Here is a 19,998-nt window from a genome sequence, read left to right as displayed (position 1 = left end):
GTTATGACAAACGACTAGCAAACTTAGCATGAAGGGATGAGGTTATCTCACCTTCTTTTCCGTTCCCAATCTGCCGGCCATCCACCTCAACAATTGGTCTTGCTTCTTGGGTTGTACTAGAAATGAAAACTTCATCACTTTCAAGCAGCTCCTGCTTTGTAAACGCTTCTTCCTTTATTTGAATACCTAGTTCAGAAGCAACCGAAAGGATAACCCGTCTCGTGATCCCATCTAAAATAAAGTTGTTAGCTGGATGAGTATAAAGGATGTTATTTTTCACTATAAAAACATTCGTAGAACTTCCTTCAGTTACCAAGTCGCCACGATGAAAAATCGCTTCGTCAACGTTCTGCTCCGTTGCAGATTGTTTAGCCAATACATTCCCAAGTAAATTCAAACTTTTAATATCACATCTTAACCATCTGATATCTTCCATAAAAATCGCTTGACCTGGTGCGCGTGATGGTTCTTTCTCATATTCTTTCGTATAAGCGACAAGCACAGGTTCTGATTTTGCCGGGAAGGGATGATTTCGTGGAGCTACGCCTCGTGTTACTTGCATGTAGACGTGCCCGCTATGTACGCGATTAGCAGCCACAAGTTGCTCGATTTTCCCCTTGATTTCTTTTTGAGTAAACGGTAAAGAAATCTTGATCTCGCTCGCGCTTCGTTCTAAACGTTCCAGGTGAGCATCCAACTCAAAAAAGCTTCCGTTATAAATACGGATTACTTCATAAACACCATCTCCAAATTGATAACCACGATCTTCAATATCAATGGTTGCCTGCTCTCTTGTAATCAAATCCTGATTAAATAAAATCATTATGCTCACTCCTACCTTCTATTTTCTCCTTCTCTACCTTAACATATTTTAAGCACGGACTATGAACGCATTTATCTGAATAGTTTTACTTATTACATTTTATGCCAAATAGTAGTTTAGTAGTTTACAAAACCTTCCTAATAAACTAAAATTTGTACTCGTAAGATGATTTTTCTAAAAATTAGGAGGGTTTTGAATGAAAAGATTTTTACCTCTCGTGATGCTACTGTTTGTATTTGTAGCTGCTTGTAGTAACAATGGCGCTTCAAATGAGAACGATTCTAACGCTAGTACTAATTCCGCAAACTCAGAAGAAACAAGCAGTGCAAATGAATCAGATGTAAAAAGTGATCTGCTCGATTTTCAATTGAACTTAATTCAAACTGTCAACAAAAGCGATTCACCAATTTATGAATTTGAAGCTGCTAAAGTCGCTGAAGAAAAGCCTTCTGATGAAGAGCTTGCAACGATGAAGTCTGATGCAGAATCTACTGCAAAGACCGTTGCTGAAGATGTGCGTGCCATGGAAATTCCTGCTGAACTTGAAACATACAAAAGTGATATCGAAGCTGCTTTAGAAGAGCTTGCAAAATCATATGAAACAAGAGCTGCGAATCTTTCGGATGACCCGGAAGCAACGTATGAAGAATCAGACGCTCAATTCGCTTCTTTCGAAGAAAAAATGGCTACTGTCTACGAAGATGCTGGACTGACAGCTCCTAGTTTCTCAGCTGACTTAGTCGATTAATCGGAAAAGAGGCTGGGACATAACTAGCTTGAAATAATGAAAAAAGGTTCCGTTCAGCGTTTTTGATGAACGGAACCTTTTTTGTTTGGTTATTCCTAAGATTATTGGATCACTCTGCACTCATGGCGGTGTACTTTCTCAAGTTCACCGCCATGAGCGCAAAGCCCATTTCATTTTTGACCTTCTCTTTGCCCCTTACGGACATCCGAGTGAAACCCAAAATAGCCTTCAGAAATCCAAAAACTGGCTCTACATCGATTTTCCGTTGACCGTAGATTTCACCTGTTTTTTCGTCCGAAAGCAGCTCTTTAACCTTATTCTTTTGTTGTTCCCACTTGGTATTGTAATAGATTCTCCGATTCGTGCCATCTTTGGTCTTTGTACATTGTTTACGTAAGGGACAACCGGTACAATCTTCGCATTCATAAACTTTAAATTCTCGTTTGAAGCCACTCCGGTCAGTGCGATGAGAGACGTAACGGAACGGCAACAGTTTCCCATTTGGGCATGTGAATAAATCTTCTTCTTCATTGTAGTCCCAGTTGGATACGCGAAACGTATCCTTCGTAAAGCTCTTCTTTTTCTCTTTGCGATAGGTATTGTACGTGATGAGAGGGATTCGCTTGCGATTCTCCAGGACATCGATGTAGTTTTCTTCGCTTCCATAACCGGCATCCGCGACGATGTAAGGTGGGAGTTTAAAGAAATCATTCTCCACACGATCTAGAAAGGGACGAAATGTGCGTGTATCCGTTGGATTCGGGAAGATATCATAAGCGAGCGTATATTGTCCCTCCGTCGCAATCTGGAGATTGTAACCGGCTTTGAGTTGCCCATTTTTCATATAGTCATCTTTCATGCGCATGAACGTGGCATCATGATCGGTTTTGGAATAACTGTTCCGTTCTTTGAAGATAGCCATATCGTTTTCGTATTTTGTTTTGCGCAATACGAAATCCTTCATTTGTTTAAGGAACTGCTTCGGTCCTTTTCGCTCTGAACGAAGCTTTTTTCGTTCGGTTACATCGGCACTGGTTTCAATCTTCTCATTGTATTCTCCGACTTTTTCTTCTAGCTTTTCTTCTATTTTAGAAAGTTCTTTAATGGAAAGTTGTTCTGGACTTTCCCGTTCGATTTCGGGGATCACTTCTTTTTCAATCAACTCATCGTACATCGCATTCGACTTTTCAATCAGACTCTCGCTGTACCTTTCAACAGCCTTGCGCCACACAAATGTAAACTTATTGGCATTCGCTTCAATCTTCGTACCATCAATAAAGATCGCTTCATCATCAATGAGGTCTTTTTGAACGAGCTGACAACGAAACTGTACGAAGCCCTGACGAAGAAGTTCTTTGACTTCTGGGTGGACACGGAACCGATTGATTGTGCGATAGCTGGGTTCATACCCTTGCGCTAACCACATCATCCGTACACTATCCTTGAGGAGACCTTCAATCTTTCTTCCTGAAAAAGCCGATTGGGTGTACGCACATAAAATAACTTTCATCATCATACGTGGGTGATAAGCAGGGCATCCCGTATCACGTAGGAACGCAGAAAAAGCTTCATCCGGAATCTGTTCGACCAACTCATGGACGGCATAGGCGATATCATTTTCTTGTAATTTCATTTCTAAATCTAAGGGCAAAATCACTTGATTCATGTTATAATCTTTAAACATAAGGGCACCTCCGATGGTTATTGTGTGGTAACTATAATTTTATCAGAGGTTGTCCTTATTTTATTGTTAAATTAAGATGAAAATATAGAAAGAGTGGCCCTGCGAACAAATTCTTTGTCCGCAGGGCCACTCTTATTTTAATTTACTGGGTTTTGTCCCAGCCTCTTTTTATTAGCTATGTGCGAGAAAAATTCAAAATATAACCACTATTCACGAACAATACTACTAATTAGAATCCATAAACCGTCATTCCACCGTCTACGAACAACGTTTGTCCTGTTATGTAGTTTGCTGCTTCAGAGGATAAGAACACAGCTGCCCCTACGAGATCTTTTAGTTCACCTACTCTGTTCATTGGCGTTCGATCAAGGATCTCCTTAAGATATTGTTTATTTTCTAATAATTTTTCTGTACAGAGGTTTCTCTAAAAATAAGAAAACTCCTGCACCTTATAGGTTCACATAATAAAATTATAGTAATCTTTCACGTCATTTAGAAAAATATGTATAGGAAACAAACATCCATGATACAATTGGATAAAAAAGGGGGATTACAGGTGCGTCAGGATACACTCGGATATGCGATGCGTGAACTTCGATTGTACCTTGGACTCTCACAGGCCGATTTATCGGAAGGCATTTGTACACAGGCATTAATTAGTCAAATTGAAAATAATGATGTCTCACCATCTGCAGAATTACTGTACCAACTTGCTTCCAGACTCGGTGTTGATATTAATTACTTTTTTCATATGAAGGAAACCCCTCGACTTGATTACGTTAATGAAGTGATCCGCCAAGTCAGAAGGCACATTAAACGACGTGAGTATAATGAAGTATCTGATATTCTTGAAGCAGAAGAATCGAACCCCCTTTTCCGAACAATCAAAAACCAGCAGTTTTATCTCTGGCATAAAGCTATTTGTACGTATTATCTTGAACATAATGCCTCTACAGCCCTTCTACTTCTCCATGAAGCCCTTCATCTTACTACGACAACGTCTAAAAATTTCTCGGAACGTGAAATCGAAATTTTAATTAGTATGGCCATTTTGCATAGTGAGGAAAAAGAGTGGGAATGTGCTCTGCCGTTATTTCATAAAGCTCTTTATCACGTTCGCTTTTTCCCCATTATTAAGGATGAAACGATCGAAATTCGCCTTTATTATAATTACTCAAAAGCGCTATCCACCTGCAGAAACTATGAGAAAGCTCTCTCGATTGCTAGGGAAGGATTTCTGCTTTGCAGGGAGAAGCAGCGCCTCTATCTTTTTGGCGAACTTAGTTACCAGTGCGGTAAGCTCCATTATTTGCTTGGGAATCAAGAGCTGGCAATTGAATATCTGAAGACAGCATCTACGATCTTTGAACTAGACCAAAATAATAACTTTAAAACTCACGTTGAAAATTATGTTAAAAAAATAGGTATTGTCCACGAAGCCTAACTATTTGTGCTTTGTTTTCTCGATTAAGATAACAATAAAATTGAAGAGAGACACGAAGAACAGGCCAGCCGTGATAAACAATGTGAGTTCTTCCATTGTACGTCCTCCTTTCAAAGAGGTTAAGGGCTATTCATTCGACAAATGATAACTTGGAAAGATACCAACACACTTCAGACCCCTTTTCTTTAATTAATGACAATAAGGTAAATCTTCATCTTGCACCATATAAGCAGAGGCCTGTACCATTTGTGATGAGTCATTTGGTGCGATCGCGTACCCACTCACTACAACGAGAGATAGAAGAAGTAAAGCTGCCCATTTCTTCATTTTGTCACCCCTCCCTTCATTACATTTATATTACAACGCATCCAATATTTATGCATTTGCTATATGTGCTTCTCTACTAAATGGCAAAAGCCCCGTTCTCAAGAGAACGGGGCTTTTTGGGGAATCAAATAAACATTCTTATATTTTATGACGATTGAATTCATCTAATACATTGTTAATCGCATCCTGGTAACGTTCGCGACTCCAAGAATTATACGAAGGATGAGGAACATCCATTATGACCGTCCATTTTTCACTTGACACATTAGCTAGCTGAAAGAACTTTTGAGCAAATCGTCCACAAGGAATGATCGTTAGTTCCCGATCAGAAATCGCCTTCAGTCGATTTCTAAACTTTTCTAATATAAGCTGCTGCACAGCTAGTAACTCATTATCTTTAAAAGGAGTCTTTTGATTAGAAGTGCGGATTTTACTTAAGTGTTCAAGTAATTCACTGTTAGCATTTCGATCACTCTCAGCATATGGTTTCGATTGCATCGGAATATTGCATACGTTAAGCAATCCCACAACGTCAAGCGATGGCCTTTCCATACTTTCTTCCTGATGTTTCTTCAGCAAGAGGCCGAGTGGATGTGAATACTCCGGACCAAATAGCTTTTTTGACATTGTAGCTCCTGAAGGTCCTGCGACCGGTACACCATTTTCCACTTCAGAAACGTGAGGAGACTCTAGTATGAAGATGAGCTTTGATTTTGGTGTCATCACTTCCGACACTTCATACTGTTGGGCGAGGGCTACGTATTGCTGTTCAAACTTTTCTACCGTATCCATAAATGGTTCCCTACCTTTATTGATTAAATGCTACGTTGTTTTCTTCTAAATAAGAGACAATCCGATCCCCCATTAAATGATACCCATCTTCATTTGGATGAAAGGCATCTTCATATAGAAGGTTCTCATCACTCTCAAGGAAGAGATCGGCAACTGGAACAAACGTAACTTCAGAATAATTTGAAACAGTTAATTGGCTACCATCATTCCAATCGTCTACGATTTCATTCATTTCTGGAATATCCCCAAAAGCTTTTGAGAACGGATTGAATAAACCTGTAAAATAAATTGATGCATCACCATTTAAACTTCTAAGCTTATCTAATATCGTCGTCAAATTTTCTAAATAAATCTTTTCTTGAAGAGAGAAATATTGTTGATCAAGATTCATGAAATGATTTTTAACAACACCAAACAAATCATTTCCACCAATCGTTAAGAAGATATAATCCGCTTTTTTGACACCGCTTTGAACTTCATTCTCTTCTAACCTTTTTATGAGATCTTCCGTTTCACTACCAGTTATCGCATAGTTATCTAGTGTAACCTTTGCATTCTGTTCATCTTCGAAATAATAATCACTTACATAACCGATATATCCCTTTTTTTCTTGGTCACCGACGCCCTTTGTTAAAGAATCACCAAGACCAACAATCCGCACATTATCTGGCACTTTCTGAGGAATGGGTTCTTCATCTTGAAAGGTTTCCTTTATTTCATCACTCACAGGGAGTGAGTCCGTTAGCTCTGGATCATCCTTAAAATAGACATAGGTTAAGGCGCTCGCTCCCACAAATACTAGGAGCGTTAACGAGATGAGGATTAGCTTCATAAATCGATTCATTGTCATTTTCCTTTACTCTAACGATTGTACCTATTATTCTATCAAACGGAAGTTCACTCGTATATGAACTATTCAAATGGGATTTCTTCTAATAACTCATCCTGCTTCAACCGATATTGAATCTGCCTCGCCATCAGTTCGTATCCTTGATCATTTGGATGAAAGCCATCATCAAAAAACAAGTTCTCATCTACAGAATTAAACAATTCATACACGGGTACAAAGGATGTGTTACCATCTTTAAGAACCGTATCTTCACTTGCTCCATTCCACCTTTGCACAATTTGATCAATTTCCGTTACCGATTGAAAATTCTCTAATAGAGGATTATAAAGACCAATAAATAAAATCGGCGCGTCGGAATTAATACTTCTAATTCGTTTCATAATGGCACTTAGACGTTCTACATAGTTTGTTTGTTCTTGTTGAAAAACGTCCATTTGTAAATCTAGAAAATGTTCTTTCACAACTTTCATTAGATCGTTTCCACCAATACTCATGACGATCACATCTGCTTCTGAAAGGGAATCCTGCACATCGTCTTCGTTTAATATCTTATATAATTTTGGCGTCTGCCTTCCATGAACAGCGTAGTTCTCTACAAGTACAGACGTATCTGTTTCATTCTTTATATTCGCAGCAAGTCGACCAATGTACCCTTGCCCTGTCGAGTCACCGCTACCCTTCGTCAGTGAGTCTCCTAATCCCACCATTCTTATATCGGGATCTTCAGGCTGCGTTACTTCTTCAGGTTCTGATGAATCTGACTTTTCTTTAGAGACTTCAGGTACTATATCCGTTTTCTCTCGATCATTTTTATTCGCGATCGATGAGATGACCGTTTCATTCGGCGCTTCATTCATAACCATCATGGATGCGGCTTGCTTTATTTCATTCAAACGCTGACTACGGTGTTCCATAATTGGTTTAACACTGAGTAAAATACCCGCAGCAAGAATGAGGAATAAAAACAGCCATATTCTCTGTTTTTTCATTCCAAAAACCTCCTCATTACACTTCCTTTTATACCCTTATTCTATGCTGATGTAACGTGAATTAAGAGATGGTTTACATATTTAAGTGGATTTATTGCCATTATTTCGCTTTATAACCTTTTTCTTTTTGCAAGTTGGCGCTACTTCTTTATAATAGTACGAGAAGACTCGTACGGCAAAGGAGGAAATACACTTGAAAATGACAATTACAAAACCCGCATTGAACTGGTTTAAACGAGAAATGGATCTTGAAAAAGGTGACAACCTCCGCTTTTTTGTACGTGTAGGTGGCTGCAGCACTGTTCAAGATGGCTTTTCCCTTGGTATGACTGTGGAAGAACCAACGGAACCTGCTCTTACATTTGAAGAAGAAGGCATTACCTTTTTTGTAGAACAAAAAGATATCTGGTTCTTTGAGGATCAGGATTTCGCCGTGAAATTCAGCCGAAAAAAAGAGGAAATAGAATTTGTACACGGAAATTGATTGAGAAAAACGCGAAAGCGAGAAGCTTTCGCGTTTTTTATTTCACTTTTTTGTTAATCTAAATCGGTGAATGTGCGCTGCAAGACCCTCAGCTTCAAGAATACGGATCTGATCATCCCCCAACAAGTCAAAGTGCGGAAATTCTTCACGGTCATGCATCCATTCTCTTTTTAAACCATACTGTTCTCCCCATCGGGCAAGCTTTTCTTTATTACGACACCCTGCTTTCGTCACAGAGTGAAACTGTGGAAAGCGAGGATCATACCAAAAATGAGTCAATAAAGCGACCTCTCCGTTCGAAACGGCTGCCTTCCATTCTGCTAGCTCTCGCTTCGACAGACCAAAAGCCATTATTCTGCTCCAGTAGAAACAGATTGTTTCTTCGCTTGTTCATACGCCTGATGCCATTCCGGAAATTTTCGACGTATTGAGACAGGGCGGAACGTATCTCGCTTTACACACGTATGCATCGATTCGCCCGTAACGCAAATCTCGCCCTCTCCGTTTATGACTTCATAGCCATAATTCACACGAAGCCCATCATAATGCTCGACCCAGGTTCTTACATTCACTTCATCCCCATACCTGACAGGTCGTTTGTAGCTTGCTTTAATATCTACAACGGGAGATAGAATCCCCTCTTTTTCCATATCAGCATAACGAAATCCTAAATCATTGATTAGCGACGTTCGTCCAAGCTCAAACCAGATGAGATAGTTGGCATGATATACGACTCCCATTTGATCTGTTTCAGCATATCGAACATCAATAGACGTAGTTGCTATGTACATAATCTTTCCTCTCCTAACTTCAACGTGGTGTCTATGTTATTTTACCATAATCCACCCATGAAGCATGAATGAGAAGAACTGAGTGACTTATTGTCACTCAGTTCTTTAAACCGCTATTGCTTTGTTTCGTCTTTCACTTCATTTTCCAGCGCCTGAATACTCTGTTTTCGGCGCTGATTTTTATCTTGAATAGCTTTTTTCTGCAAATCGCTATCCGTAAATTCTAACGACGCTTCAGAATCATGAATATTCTCTTTCGTATCCTGAATTATTTTAGATAATTTCTCTGCATTATCGCTGCGATCGTCTCGTTTAGATACCATCATAAGCCCTCCCGTATTAAGTAGGTACGAGCTTATTATGACTAATCTTCTTAATAGGTATTCATGTTTCAATTAAGATTGAAGGCTTTTGGGAAGCGCCCCTTCTAACTTGCCTTCATAGTACAACATATCTTTGCGCACTTCTGCACTACATCCATTGGAAAGCAAAATGTTCTCAGCCGCAGTAAATACCTGTTTCAACATTCTGATCCCCATTCGATAGTCTACGACAACATTGCTCTGAATTCGGTCCTCGTATGAAGATAGCTCGACGAGAAGCCGGTACGTACACTCTAATAATCGTATCGGAACATCGTTTGGTGAATGATTGCCTCCCTCATCTAAAAACGATTGAAATTCACGATCGTCTTCATCACACATCAGAAAGAAAGTACCTGGTACGTCATGTAATTCGTGGTCAATATCAGAAATCGTAAGACTCATAACAGCAAGCCTGGCAGCGAAACCACCTATAATGGATGCAGTCCCACACCCATAAGGTGGTCCAGATTCCTCAAGCATGCGGTATATATCACTGCCTAACCTATCTTTTTTATCCACTACTATCACCCCTCTTATATGCCCATACCCTTTCTACCTTTACTAAAATCTTCTAAATGGCTTCTTCAAAAATAATCGGACTCATATAGTTGACGCTTTTTCTAGAGATCTCTATCAAATTCTGCCAGTACTCTTTCACACTTTCCTGATGATCTCCTTGATCAAAACTAATTTGGAGCCATGATAATTCCTCAAGAAGCCTTACAGAAGAACCAATCCAGATCTTTCTACCTTCTATTTGAATGACAAAAGGCTCATCAAATCGAAAAGGAAGATAAATTCCAGATTGATTTGGGTGAAGAATAAGGTGCTGAAAAATCGTCCCTTTGAAAAGACGCGCGTAAATAAGAAGTACGCGATCGTTTTTAGCAGCGGCTTTTTTTAATTTTTGAAGGGTTTGTGCTTCACCTAACTCAAGGCTCGCAATTGTGCGACTCCAATTTAATTCTTCCCGATATGGCACAAGATAGCCCATTTGCTGCATTTTGATTTCAAGCTCTTTTACTAGAAGCTCTTTGTTTGATTCTTCGTCAGACCCCATCACTGAAATGGGTTCAATCCTTGCTGTAATTGTCATAATGTTCCCCCCGAAAACGTTTGTCTCCTAACCTTTCGTCATCTCTCCACACTTTTGGACAACTTTACAAGAAATGAAAAGAAGTTGTTAAAATTGAAATAAACCAGAAAGAGTTTTCCTTTCTGGTCGTCATCAGCCTATTTCCCTTTTGGAGGGGCGTAGTCAGGTTCAGCGTTGCCTTTAGTTTGCATTTGCTTTCCTTTGTTTCCTTCAGCTTCTGGATTGACAGAAGCGAGGTGATTTGGCTTAAAAGATTTTGGGAATTTCTTTGGATTACTCATTTGTATCTCCTCCTTTAGGTAATAGGCTGTGCAACTAAAAGAGAAATATCTATACCCTTACAAATTTTTTGCGTGCTTTTGCTCAAATTTGTCTTCAATACGTTCAATCGCTTGTTTATCATTCATTAATTCAAGCTTATTTTGCATAACAAGTTCTTTGAAAGAAACTTTTTTAGATTTTCTCATGTTAGTCTCCTTTCTTCTACAACAGTATTTAAAACCATTATTCCCGATTAATCAAAACTTATTACAAAAATCCGATTTTTTTGTTTATTTTATTGGATTCTGCCCATGAACATTGCTATTCTTGGAACATTTAAGCTATGTCGTCATCATTCTAGCTATGATGTCAACAAATTAAAGCACAATAAAAAAGGATGGCAAGAGCCATCCTTTTCTAAATTAATTTGCAATTTTGTCGCGAAGAACCATTTGAAGAATACCGCCGTGACGATAGTAGTCAATTTCAACTTCACTATCGAAACGAGCAAGTACTTTAAATGTTTGCGTTTCGCCTTCTGGAGATGTTGCCGTTACGTTAATTTCATCACGTGGTTTCACGTTTTCTGTGATTTCAACAGCAAACGTTTCTTTACCAGTAAGGTTATACGTATCTGCAGTCTCACCATCTCTAAATTGAAGTGGAAGCACACCCATCAACACAAGGTTACTACGGTGAATTCTCTCGTAGCTTTCTGCAATAACCGTTTTAATTCCAAGAAGGTTTGTTCCTTTGGCAGCCCAGTCACGTGAGCTTCCCATGCCGTAGTCTTTACCAGCAAGAACAACTAGACCTGTTCCTTCTTCTTTGTATTTCATTGCCGCATCATAAATTGGCATAACTTCATCCGTGTTCCAGAATGTGGTCCAGCCGCCTTCAGTGCCAGGAGCTACTTCGTTACGAATACGAATGTTACCAAACGTACCGCGCATCATAACTTCGTGGTTACCACGACGTGATCCGTAAGAGTTAAAGTCAATTGGACGAACGCCGTTATTTTGTAGATATTGCCCTGCAGGCATATCTTTCGCAATCGCACCAGCTGGTGAAATGTGGTCCGTAGTAACGGAATCGCCAAACTTCGCGATCGCTCTAAGGTCTTTAAGTTCGTGAATGTCTTCAGGATCTTTAGAAAGATTCTCGAAGAATGGAGGGTTCTGAATATAAGTAGACTCATCGTCCCAGTTATAAAGATCTCCTTCACTTGTGCTTAATTCGTTCCAGCGTTTGTTTTCGTCGAATACTGTTTTGTACTGACGCTTAAACATTTCTGGTGTTACTGTTTCAGCAACGGCTTGCTTGATTTCTTCTGCTGAAGGCCATAGATCTTTCAAGAATATATCGTTGCCGTCTTTGTCTTTACCGAATGAATCAGAATGAAGATCGAAATCTACAGTACCAGCAAGAGCATAAGCAACTACAAGCGGTGGTGAAGCAAGATAGTTTGCTTTTACTAGTGGATGGATACGTCCTTCAAAGTTACGGTTACCTGAAAGTACAGAAGTCACCGTAAGATCGCTCTTCGCAATCGCATCTTCAATCTCTTCTTTAAGTGGGCCAGAGTTACCGATACAAGTTGTACAGCCATAACCAACCAGGTGGAAACCAAGGTCTCTAAGGTAAGGCATAAGTCCAGACTTATCAAGGTAGTCTGTTACAACTTTTGATCCTGGAGCAAGGCTTGTTTTCACGTATTCAGGAACTTGTAGTCCTTTTTCAACAGCTTTCTTCGCAAGAAGAGCCGCACCAAGCATAACGGAAGGGTTGGAAGTATTTGTACAGCTTGTAATTGCTGCGATCGCAACTGCACCTGTTTTCATCGTTACTTCTTTTCCATCGTTAAATTTAACAACAGCTTCCTTATCGAATTCTTTCTTATCCATACCTAGACCCTGGTTACCTTGAGGGGCAACGACTGCTTTATTGAATTCTTTCTTCATATCGGAAAGAAGAATTAAATCTTGTGGACGCTTAGGACCAGCAAGACTTGGCTCTACAGTTCCAAGATCAAGTTCAACAACGCTTGAGAATTCAGGATCTTCTGATTCCGGCGTGTAGAACAATCCGTTAGCAATTGAGTATTCACGCACAAGGTTAATATGCTCTTCAGAGCGACCAGTTAGGCGCATGTATTCAAGCGCTTCTTCATCAACTGGGAAAAAGCTACATGTAGAACCTTGTTCTGGTGCCATATTGGAAATTGTTGCACGGTCAGCAAGCGGCATGCCTGATAGCCCTGGTCCGAAGAACTCAACAAATTTCCCAACAACTTTTTTCTCACGAAGAAGCTGAGTCACTTTAAGCGCAAGATCCGTAGCTGTTGTTCCGCTTGGAAGTTCTCCAGTAAGCTTCACACCGATTACTTCAGGAACCGGGAAGTAAGAAGGCTGACCAAGCATTCCAGCTTCAGCTTCAATACCGCCTACACCCCATCCAAGTACGCCAAGACCGTTGATCATGGTTGTATGTGAGTCAGTTCCGAATAATGTATCTGGATAGGCAACATTCTCGCCATCAACTGTATTTTCTTGAACAACGTTCGCAACGTACTCCAAGTTTACCTGGTGAACGATACCAGTTGCCGGTGGAACGGCGCGATAGTTATCAAATGCATCTTGAGCCCATTTAAGGAACTTATAACGCTCAAGGTTACGTTCAAATTCTTTATTCATATTAAATTCAAGCGCATCCTCAGATGCGTATTTATCAACCTGTACCGAGTGGTCAATAACAAGATCCACTGGGATTTCAGGGTTGATTTTGTCAGGGTCGCCACCGATATCAGCCATTGCTTTACGAAGTGACGCAAGGTCAACAACAGCAGGTACACCTGTAAAATCTTGAAGAATGACACGTGAAGGTTTAAATGGTACGTCAATATCTTTGTTCTGCTCGCTAGTTCCCCATTTAGCGAGGTTTTCGATGTGCTCTTCTTTGATCACTTTACCGTCATATTGACGTAAAACAGACTCAAGTAAAATTTTGATCGTGTAAGGGAGCTTGCTTACCTTAGCGATGCCTGCTTCTTCTAACGCCTGAAGACGATAGAAAGAGTATGATTTACCATTGGCATCGAATGTTGCTTTGGAATTATAAAGTTCATGATTTGCCATATGTAGTTCCCTCCTCCAAATTGCATAACAAAGCGGATGTCGAAAAAACGTTTTCAACTACCCTTTATCCAGTTTAGTAAATTTCTAAACATAAGTAAATAACAAGATTGTTATTGCTATTGATAAGTCTAGCTTATCACCACATATTTTCTCCCTTATAGGAAAAGTTAGATGAAGGGAGGTGATGAATATGGGTAAGCGAAAAGCAAACGGTGTGCGTCCAGGAATGAATGATGCTGATGCTCAAGGAAACGGCGCAGGCTATGACAATGAATATGCAAACGAGCATATGACACAAGAGCAGCGTCAATATAATAAAAAGACAAAGAAACGCCAATAGGCTTGAAACCCGTCATCAGGTGATGACGGGTTTTCATTTTTATTCTTGATTCATTTCTGCTTCAATCGATTGCAAATCCTGCTGAAATTGTAGTAATTGAGCTCGCTGATGTTCTGTTGCGCTCATTAATGCACTCTCAATCTGCTCTTTCGCTTCACCAACTTCTTGTTGCAAATGCTTTAGGTCTTTACCGTATCCACTACTACTCACCACAATTTCTTTCTTGGCATCAACAGCTTGTTCGTAACCTTGCTGCGCTGCCTGGAAACTCTGTTGTTTGTCTTTATTGTAAGGCATTCAACCAACCTCCTTTTCTTAAGCTTTCATCATAGTGTAACCAGGACGAAGCGTCCTATTCGACAGGAATAAGCACTGTCATTCTGACCATACTAAAGCGTAAGGAGGGATTCATATGACTGAGAGCAATACGTTCAAAGACATTCGAAAAAACGCTCCTAAAGGGCATACTGGCCAACCAGAGCCAATGAAAGGCTCCCATAAAGTAAAAAACAGAAACCACACGAGGCAAAAGAATGGTGAAGGGTTTTAAACTTCAATTAGAAAAGACGGCCGAAGTGGCCGTCTTTTATTTTGGTATTTGAATCAAGCTATGCAAAATGTCGTCTTCTTCCTCGATTGTTACCGTTCTAAGGTCAATCAGTATTTTTCCATCTTGAATTCTTGTAATGATTGGTGTGTTATTAAGACGAAGAGATTCTTCTAGATCATTTACGCTGTATTGATCGGTTTGAAGGGTGATGACATAAGTAGGTAGCTCGACTGAAGGCATAGTACCTCCCCCAACTTGTGAAGTTCCCTCCACTACCTCAACACTATAATGAGACGCTTTTCTTTCAAGTCTTTGCTGAAAGAGTTCTGAGCGCTCTCGAATCCCGTCCGCACTTTTTGTAATGTCTCTTATAGCTGGTATGTTAGAAGCCTCTTCATACGTGTGTTGCTGTAACGTTGCCTCAAGCGCAGCAAGTGTGAACTTATCGACGCGCAATACTCGAGCCAGCTGATGCTTCTTCAACCGATTGATCAGATCTTTTCTCCCAGCAATCATTCCTGCCTGTGGTCCACCCAAAAGTTTATCCCCGCTAAAGGAAACGAGATCAGCACCCGAAGCAAGCGTTTCTTGCACCGTAGGCTCTTCGCCAATCCCATAGTCTCGATAATCAAAAAGCGCCCCACTCCCTAAATCCTCATAAAAAACAACCTGGTTTTTCGTCGCTATGGAAGCTAGCTCTTCTCGTTCTACTTCAGCTGTAAACCCGACGATTGAAAAATTGCTACGATGCACTTTCATCAGCATAGCCGTTTCTTCGTTGATTGCTGCTTCATAATCAAACGGATGCGTTTTATTTGTCGTCCCTACTTCTTTAAGCTTAGCACCACTTTCCTCCATAATTGAAGAAACGCGAAAAGATCCGCCAATTTCAACAAGCTCTCCTCGAGAAACGACTACTTCCCTTTCCTTCGCAAGGGCACTTAATATAAGAAAGACTGCAGCTGCATTGTTATTCACAACCATAGCGGCCTCTGCACCTGTTGCTTTACAAATAGCATCTTCGACGATTGTATGGCGGGATCCGCGCTTTCCTTGCTGCAGATTATATTCAAGCGTCGAATAACTTTTAGATACTTGCACCAAATGATCAATAGCCACGTCACTTAAACGCGCTCTGCCAAGATTTGTATGCAGAACGACTCCAGTGGCGTTGATCACGGGCTTTAAGTTAAACTCTTTGGAAGATCCAATTTTCGCCCTTACGCTCTGCATGATTTCATATTGAAAGGCTTCTCTCCCCTCCGAGCCTCCCGTATATGTATCTCTCAACAAAGAGTCCCGCAAGTCATTGACTTCTTGTTGAATCAGTTGTTTTAGCACATTGTGAGGTAACTCGCTTCCAACGCTTTCATTAAGTAATGCTTCTTGAATTTGATGAATCGGCGGAAGTTCTCTCAGTAATTTCAAAGCTCTCATCTCCTATAGCGACACGAAAGGCACCCCGGAGGTGCCCATCTAGAACGTTGTATTTTCCATATCTATAATAAATGCTTCGATATCAGGATAGTGACCAGTTTCTTTTTTCGAATGCATTCGCTTGTCATTCACCGTAATTTCAAACACGCCTCCTGAACCAGGGATTAGCTCAAGTGAACCAATTTCGTGTCTGAAATGATTAAATAATTGTTCCGCGAAACTCGCGGCTTTAGGTGCATAGTTTCACTGCATACAGAATTCGATTGTAACATTGTATTTCATAAAAAAAGCCTCCTCTTACTTTATTTTAAGTTGTTCATACTATATCATTTCAAAAAAGCGATGAAAAGATTTATACTCTTGGGAGGAGGTGGTCATATGTCGAACCAAGAAAAAATCCGTTTAACGTCTCTTTCGACAAAAGGTGGTTGAGGATGCAAAATCGGTCCTGAGGACCTGACGCAAGTTTTGCGTCAATTACCTAACAAGAAAAAAGATCCAAATTTACTTGTCGGTGTGGAAACTTCCGACGATGCAGGCGTATACCGCCTAACTGATGAACTCGCCATGATTCAAACGGTAGACTTCTTTACACCTATCGTTGATGATCCATATATGTTTGGACAAATTGCCGCAGCCAATTCACTAAGTGATGTGTACGCAATGGGCGGTGTACCTAAGACCGTTCTTAACATTGTAGGATTCCCTATTAAAAATTTAGATCCTTCTATACTTGCAGAAATCTTAAAAGGTGCTGCAGATAAAGTAGATGAAGCCGGCGCCGTCACTGCTGGGGGACATTCCATTGATGATCAAGAGCCGAAATTTGGATTATCCGTAACCGGACTTGTACATCCTGATGAAATTCTAATGAATGTCGGCGCTAAGCCTGGCGACGCTATTGTGCTAACAAAGCCAATTGGTGTGGGAATTCAAACGACTGCGATCAAGCCCGAAAAGCTTACTGCCGAACAGCTTCAGCGTGTATCTGAAACGATGGCTGAGCTAAACAAAACAGCAGCAGAACAGCTATCGGGATTAACTCCAAATGCTGTTACGGATGTGACTGGATTTGGTTTACTTGGACACGCTTATGAAATGGCAACTGGTAGCAACGTTAGTATTCAGATTGATTACAACACCGTACCGATATTACCTGGTACGGTCGAGTTAGCGGAGCAAGGCTATATTCCGGGTGGATCAAAAGCAAATCACCGCTGGATAGCTGAATCTGTCAAATACGAAAACCTAACAGAGCTTGAGCAATTCATTTTATGTGATGCGGTAACTTCTGGCGGCCTATTAATTAGCCTGCCTGAGCAAGAAGCAAACGAATATGTATCACGTATGAATGGTAAAGGGAAATCAGCTCACATTGTCGGTCATGTAAATGAAAAAGATTCATTTGCGATCACCGCAAGCAAATAAAAAAAAGGAAGTTGGGGAGTCCCCAACTTCCTTTTTTACATTTCATACAGCATATCTTCTAACTCCTCAGTGAGCGCTTCAGGTTGAGCATCGAAAACAACCCGACCTTCTTTTAAAGCTACAATTCTAGTCGCGTACCTTTTTGCTAACTTCACATCATGTACATTAATAATCGTTAGCAAGTTGTGTTCTTGATGCAACCGTTGAATAAGCTGAAAAATCCGATTGGCGGTACCAGGATCAAGACTTGCTACAGGCTCATCTCCAAGAAAAACATCGGGAGTTTGAACAAGAGCTCGCGCAATCCCAACTCGCTGCCTCTGCCCCCCACTCAGTAAATCCACGCGCTTATTTAGATGAGGAAGTAATTCAACCTGATCAATAACGTCCACTGCTAACTTCTTTTCTTCCTCATTAAACAATCCTGCCAGGTTACGAAAAGTTGAACGAGAACCAAATAATCCTGTATATACGTTTTGCAGAACCGTTAAACGCGGAATGAGCTGATGATGCTGAAAGATCATTCCCATAGTCTTTCTTTTACTTCTAAGTCCCTCTCGATCCAGTTGACGGAACGTACTACCGTTATATCGAATATCACCTTCAGTTAAAGCCTGGAGGCCATTCAATGTCCTTATGAGTGTCGACTTACCAGCGCCAGTTTTTCCAAGAATACAGACAAACTCCCCTTTATGAAAAGTGAGCGTAACGTCGTCTAGTGCAGAAGTATCGGCATTTCGATAACGCACTGAACCATTTTCTATCGTTAATAACGCTTCTTCACATAACATACTGTCTCACCCTGCTTCCGAGAAAATCGACGACGATGACAATCACCATAATCAACATGACATCAACCGCAACTGTTGAGTATTGAAATGTTTTAAAATGAACAAACAGCTGTTGTCCAATTCCCCCGCCACCGACGAGTCCGAGCATGAGCGACGTTCGGATAGCGACTTCGAAACGATAGAAATAATGGGATAAAACGTTTGGCCAGATTTGAGGAAAAACAGAAAAAAGAGCACCAGTGAGTGGACGAGCTCCTACCGCTTTCATCGCTTCCTGAGGGCCTTTATCAGCCGCTTCAATTAACTCTGCAATTAATTTAGAAAGCACGCTTGCATTATGAACAATAATGGCAATCGTTGCAGCAAACGGGCCAGGCCCTACAACTGTAAGGAACATCAAGCCTAGTACAATTTCTGGAATAGATCGTACAAAACTTAACACAATGCGAACTGCTCCGTAGAAGGGCCCAGCCGTGTTTTTTGCTGCCAACAAGCTAACAGGTAGTGCAATAAGTAAACCAGCAAAGCTTCCTAGAAACGCCATACCTAGCGTCACTAAACTTGCTTTTAGCATTGTCGGAAGCACTGAAGTATTTAGCGGAAACCAATTGGAAAGAAAGTCCAACATGTTGCTAAATTGACTGAATTTCCTTACGTCGAATTCCGTAACCCCAATGCTCCACACAATTAATAGAATAACCCCAAGGAAGAGGATAAGGTGCTTCCATTTAAACCAGGCCATTTTACTCGTCTAATAACCCTTGTTTGTCAGCAGCGCTTCTAATACTCTCATAATCGTCATTACTAGCCTTCGTAAATCCGGACGCACCAAATGCATTCAAAATCTTTTCATCTTCAATCGATAAAAATGCGTTCTGAAGCTTATCAATCGTCTCATCATCCGTACCTTTTGAAACAGCCCACGGATATTGGAATAGCTTTTCTGACTCCCAAATGACTTTTAATTGATCTCCATCAATTTTTCCTGACTCAAGAAGCTGATTGTAAATAGCACTATCAATCGCACCAGCGTCAACCTGTTTATTTTGAACAGATAAAGCCGTTGCATCATGTGATCCGGTGTACGCTACAGAAGCAAATTTGTTCTTGTCTTGATCCTCAAAAACTCCTCTGTCTTGAAGCTCGATTGATGGAATGAGGGATCCTGAAGTAGAATTCGGATCACCAAATGCAAAGCTTCTTGCTTCACTATCTTCAAGGTAGTCTTCTAACGTATCCCACTCGTTCTCAGCATTTGTGATGATATAAGAATGATAGAACGGCTCACCGTCAATTAGCTGTGTAACAATCGCTTTTGCACCACTCTTCTCATGAGCAATCACGTAAGTAAGCGGGCCAAAATAGGCCATATCGATTTGATCATAATTCATCGCTTCTACAACACCGTTATAATCTGGAAACGTTGTGATTTCTACTTCTTGATCTAACTTCTCGGAAAGTTCACCTTGAAGTTTCGTCATCGCTTCTTCAATCTCACCTTCTGTTTGAACAGGAATAACCCCAATTGTAAAGGCCTTATCTTCTGACTCACTGTTTTTCTCTTCTGAAGCATTTTCGCTATTATTTGAGCTACATGCGGCAAGTATTCCTAGCATAAGCACCAGTGTAAACATCATAAATCTTTTCATTTTTTCCACTCCTAA

At 40.5% G+C, this 19,998-nt stretch carries 26 protein-coding genes and 2 pseudogenes; 6 read left to right on the top strand and 22 right to left on the bottom strand.

Annotated features, from left to right (window positions below; all coding sequences use genetic code 11):
- Position 1: 1 nt before the first annotated feature.
- Complete coding sequence (gene dat / locus AC0VYO_RS10450; RefSeq protein WP_430246224.1) at positions 2-823, bottom strand: D-amino-acid transaminase; 822 nt, start codon at positions 821-823, stop codon at positions 2-4.
- A 196-nt stretch (positions 824-1,019) separates the two neighbouring features.
- Between dat and AC0VYO_RS10445 the strand changes: the two genes are divergently transcribed.
- On the top strand, positions 1,020-1,571 hold the full coding sequence (locus AC0VYO_RS10445; RefSeq protein WP_475368960.1) for a hypothetical protein: 552 nt from the start codon (positions 1,020-1,022) through the stop codon (positions 1,569-1,571).
- A gap of 109 nt (positions 1,572-1,680) precedes the next feature.
- Here AC0VYO_RS10445 and AC0VYO_RS10440 read toward each other — a convergent pair whose 3' ends face one another.
- Positions 1,681-3,255, bottom strand: coding sequence for an IS1182 family transposase (locus tag AC0VYO_RS10440; RefSeq protein ID WP_475368959.1), 1,575 nt, complete (start codon positions 3,253-3,255; stop codon positions 1,681-1,683).
- Between the two features lie 229 nt (positions 3,256-3,484).
- A pseudogene (locus AC0VYO_RS10435) lies at positions 3,485-3,679 on the bottom strand (SDR family oxidoreductase); the annotation flags it as partial.
- Between the two features lie 132 nt (positions 3,680-3,811).
- Between AC0VYO_RS10435 and AC0VYO_RS10430 the strand changes: the two are divergent.
- The gene (locus tag AC0VYO_RS10430; RefSeq protein ID WP_430242476.1) at positions 3,812-4,699 is read left to right on the top strand and encodes a helix-turn-helix domain-containing protein; all 888 of its coding nucleotides are present in this window, start codon (positions 3,812-3,814) and stop codon (positions 4,697-4,699) included.
- Here the strand turns inward: AC0VYO_RS10430 and AC0VYO_RS10425 are convergent, their stop codons facing one another.
- The 5 genes from AC0VYO_RS10425 to AC0VYO_RS10405 form a co-directional block, all read right to left on the bottom strand.
- On the bottom strand, positions 4,700-4,795 hold the full coding sequence (locus tag AC0VYO_RS10425) for a putative holin-like toxin (protein WP_425589651.1): 96 nt from the start codon (positions 4,793-4,795) through the stop codon (positions 4,700-4,702).
- Positions 4,796-4,888: 93 nt separating this feature from the next.
- Complete coding sequence (locus AC0VYO_RS10420; protein WP_475367324.1) at positions 4,889-5,026, bottom strand: hypothetical protein; 138 nt, start codon at positions 5,024-5,026, stop codon at positions 4,889-4,891.
- A 138-nt stretch (positions 5,027-5,164) separates the two neighbouring features.
- Positions 5,165-5,818 carry a uracil-DNA glycosylase family protein gene (locus tag AC0VYO_RS10415; RefSeq protein WP_404682155.1) on the bottom strand — a complete coding sequence of 218 codons (654 nt, stop codon included), beginning with the start codon at positions 5,816-5,818 and terminating at the stop codon, positions 5,165-5,167.
- Between the two features lie 16 nt (positions 5,819-5,834).
- Entirely contained in the window at positions 5,835-6,668 is an 834-nt protein-coding gene (locus AC0VYO_RS10410) for an SGNH/GDSL hydrolase family protein (RefSeq protein WP_475368958.1), read from the bottom strand.
- Positions 6,669-6,730: 62 nt separating this feature from the next.
- Positions 6,731-7,657: an SGNH/GDSL hydrolase family protein gene (locus tag AC0VYO_RS10405; RefSeq protein ID WP_475367322.1), complete on the bottom strand. Its 927-nt coding sequence runs from the start codon at positions 7,655-7,657 to the stop codon at positions 6,731-6,733.
- A gap of 193 nt (positions 7,658-7,850) precedes the next feature.
- On the opposite strand from AC0VYO_RS10405, the gene AC0VYO_RS10400 reads away from it, so the two are divergent.
- The gene (locus AC0VYO_RS10400; RefSeq protein WP_475368957.1) at positions 7,851-8,141 is read left to right on the top strand and encodes a HesB/YadR/YfhF family protein; all 291 of its coding nucleotides are present in this window, start codon (positions 7,851-7,853) and stop codon (positions 8,139-8,141) included.
- Positions 8,142-8,183: 42 nt separating this feature from the next.
- Here the strand turns inward: AC0VYO_RS10400 and AC0VYO_RS10395 are convergent, their stop codons facing one another.
- The 8 genes from AC0VYO_RS10395 to acnA form a co-directional block, all read right to left on the bottom strand.
- On the bottom strand, positions 8,184-8,492 hold the full coding sequence (locus AC0VYO_RS10395) for a hypothetical protein (RefSeq protein WP_194221521.1): 309 nt from the start codon (positions 8,490-8,492) through the stop codon (positions 8,184-8,186).
- A complete protein-coding gene (locus AC0VYO_RS10390; protein WP_283152181.1) occupies positions 8,492-8,932 on the bottom strand; it encodes an acyl-CoA thioesterase in 441 nt (146 codons plus the stop codon). Before AC0VYO_RS10390 ends, AC0VYO_RS10395 begins: the two co-directional genes overlap by 1 nt.
- A gap of 113 nt (positions 8,933-9,045) precedes the next feature.
- Positions 9,046-9,255 carry a small acid-soluble spore protein Tlp gene (locus tag AC0VYO_RS10385; RefSeq protein WP_283152182.1) on the bottom strand — a complete coding sequence of 70 codons (210 nt, stop codon included), beginning with the start codon at positions 9,253-9,255 and terminating at the stop codon, positions 9,046-9,048.
- 72 nt (positions 9,256-9,327) lie between these two features.
- Positions 9,328-9,816 (bottom strand): polysaccharide deacetylase family protein, encoded by a 489-nt coding sequence (locus tag AC0VYO_RS10380; RefSeq protein ID WP_430242487.1) that lies wholly within the window; start codon positions 9,814-9,816, stop codon positions 9,328-9,330.
- Positions 9,817-9,868: 52 nt separating this feature from the next.
- On the bottom strand, positions 9,869-10,393 hold the full coding sequence (locus tag AC0VYO_RS10375; protein WP_475368956.1) for a hypothetical protein: 525 nt from the start codon (positions 10,391-10,393) through the stop codon (positions 9,869-9,871).
- Between the two features lie 137 nt (positions 10,394-10,530).
- Positions 10,531-10,674, bottom strand: a complete 144-nt coding sequence (gene sspN / locus AC0VYO_RS10370) for a small acid-soluble spore protein N (protein WP_098443515.1) — start codon at positions 10,672-10,674, stop codon at positions 10,531-10,533.
- A 57-nt stretch (positions 10,675-10,731) separates the two neighbouring features.
- Positions 10,732-10,860, bottom strand: a complete 129-nt coding sequence (locus AC0VYO_RS10365; RefSeq protein ID WP_194221516.1) for an FbpB family small basic protein — start codon at positions 10,858-10,860, stop codon at positions 10,732-10,734.
- 216 nt (positions 10,861-11,076) lie between these two features.
- Positions 11,077-13,788: an aconitate hydratase AcnA gene (acnA, locus tag AC0VYO_RS10360; protein WP_194221515.1), complete on the bottom strand. Its 2,712-nt coding sequence runs from the start codon at positions 13,786-13,788 to the stop codon at positions 11,077-11,079.
- Positions 13,789-13,978: 190 nt separating this feature from the next.
- Between acnA and sspO the strand changes: the two genes are divergently transcribed.
- Positions 13,979-14,128 carry a small acid-soluble spore protein O gene (gene sspO / locus AC0VYO_RS10355; protein WP_194221514.1) on the top strand — a complete coding sequence of 50 codons (150 nt, stop codon included), beginning with the start codon at positions 13,979-13,981 and terminating at the stop codon, positions 14,126-14,128.
- 39 nt (positions 14,129-14,167) lie between these two features.
- On the opposite strand, the gene AC0VYO_RS10350 is transcribed toward sspO, so the two are convergent.
- Positions 14,168-14,425: a hypothetical protein gene (locus AC0VYO_RS10350; RefSeq protein ID WP_194221513.1), complete on the bottom strand. Its 258-nt coding sequence runs from the start codon at positions 14,423-14,425 to the stop codon at positions 14,168-14,170.
- A gap of 115 nt (positions 14,426-14,540) precedes the next feature.
- Between AC0VYO_RS10350 and AC0VYO_RS10345 the strand changes: the two genes are divergently transcribed.
- Positions 14,541-14,678, top strand: coding sequence for a small acid-soluble spore protein P (locus AC0VYO_RS10345; protein WP_098443510.1), 138 nt, complete (start codon positions 14,541-14,543; stop codon positions 14,676-14,678).
- A gap of 36 nt (positions 14,679-14,714) precedes the next feature.
- Here the strand turns inward: AC0VYO_RS10345 and selA are convergent, their stop codons facing one another.
- Both selA and AC0VYO_RS10335 read right to left on the bottom strand, forming a co-directional pair.
- Positions 14,715-16,115 carry an L-seryl-tRNA(Sec) selenium transferase gene (selA, locus tag AC0VYO_RS10340; protein ID WP_475368955.1) on the bottom strand — a complete coding sequence of 467 codons (1,401 nt, stop codon included), beginning with the start codon at positions 16,113-16,115 and terminating at the stop codon, positions 14,715-14,717.
- A 39-nt stretch (positions 16,116-16,154) separates the two neighbouring features.
- Positions 16,155-16,346: pseudogene (locus tag AC0VYO_RS10335) on the bottom strand (Rdx family protein); the annotation flags it as partial.
- Positions 16,347-16,493: 147 nt separating this feature from the next.
- Between AC0VYO_RS10335 and selD the strand changes: the two are divergent.
- Positions 16,494-17,543 carry a selenide, water dikinase SelD gene (selD, locus tag AC0VYO_RS10330; protein WP_475368954.1) on the top strand — a complete coding sequence of 350 codons (1,050 nt, stop codon included), beginning with the start codon at positions 16,494-16,496 and terminating at the stop codon, positions 17,541-17,543.
- A gap of 35 nt (positions 17,544-17,578) precedes the next feature.
- On the opposite strand, the gene phnC is transcribed toward selD, so the two are convergent.
- From phnC to phnD, 3 genes are read right to left on the bottom strand one after another with little or no spacing between them, the layout of a single operon-like run.
- The gene (phnC, locus tag AC0VYO_RS10325) at positions 17,579-18,334 is read right to left on the bottom strand and encodes a phosphonate ABC transporter ATP-binding protein (protein WP_475368953.1); all 756 of its coding nucleotides are present in this window, start codon (positions 18,332-18,334) and stop codon (positions 17,579-17,581) included.
- The gene (gene phnE, locus AC0VYO_RS10320; protein WP_430242500.1) at positions 18,324-19,076 is read right to left on the bottom strand and encodes a phosphonate ABC transporter, permease protein PhnE; all 753 of its coding nucleotides are present in this window, start codon (positions 19,074-19,076) and stop codon (positions 18,324-18,326) included. The genes phnC and phnE overlap by 11 nt, the downstream gene beginning before the upstream one ends.
- Before the next feature lies 1 nt (position 19,077).
- Entirely contained in the window at positions 19,078-19,983 is a 906-nt protein-coding gene (gene phnD / locus AC0VYO_RS10315) for a phosphate/phosphite/phosphonate ABC transporter substrate-binding protein (protein WP_430242502.1), read from the bottom strand.
- Between the last annotated feature and the right edge of the window lie 15 nt (positions 19,984-19,998).

The sequence above is a fragment of the Anaerobacillus sp. 63XJN7_4_ISO-PGPR-S23-413 genome (assembly GCF_056173725.1).
This window is presented reverse-complemented; position numbering and strand designations above follow the sequence as displayed.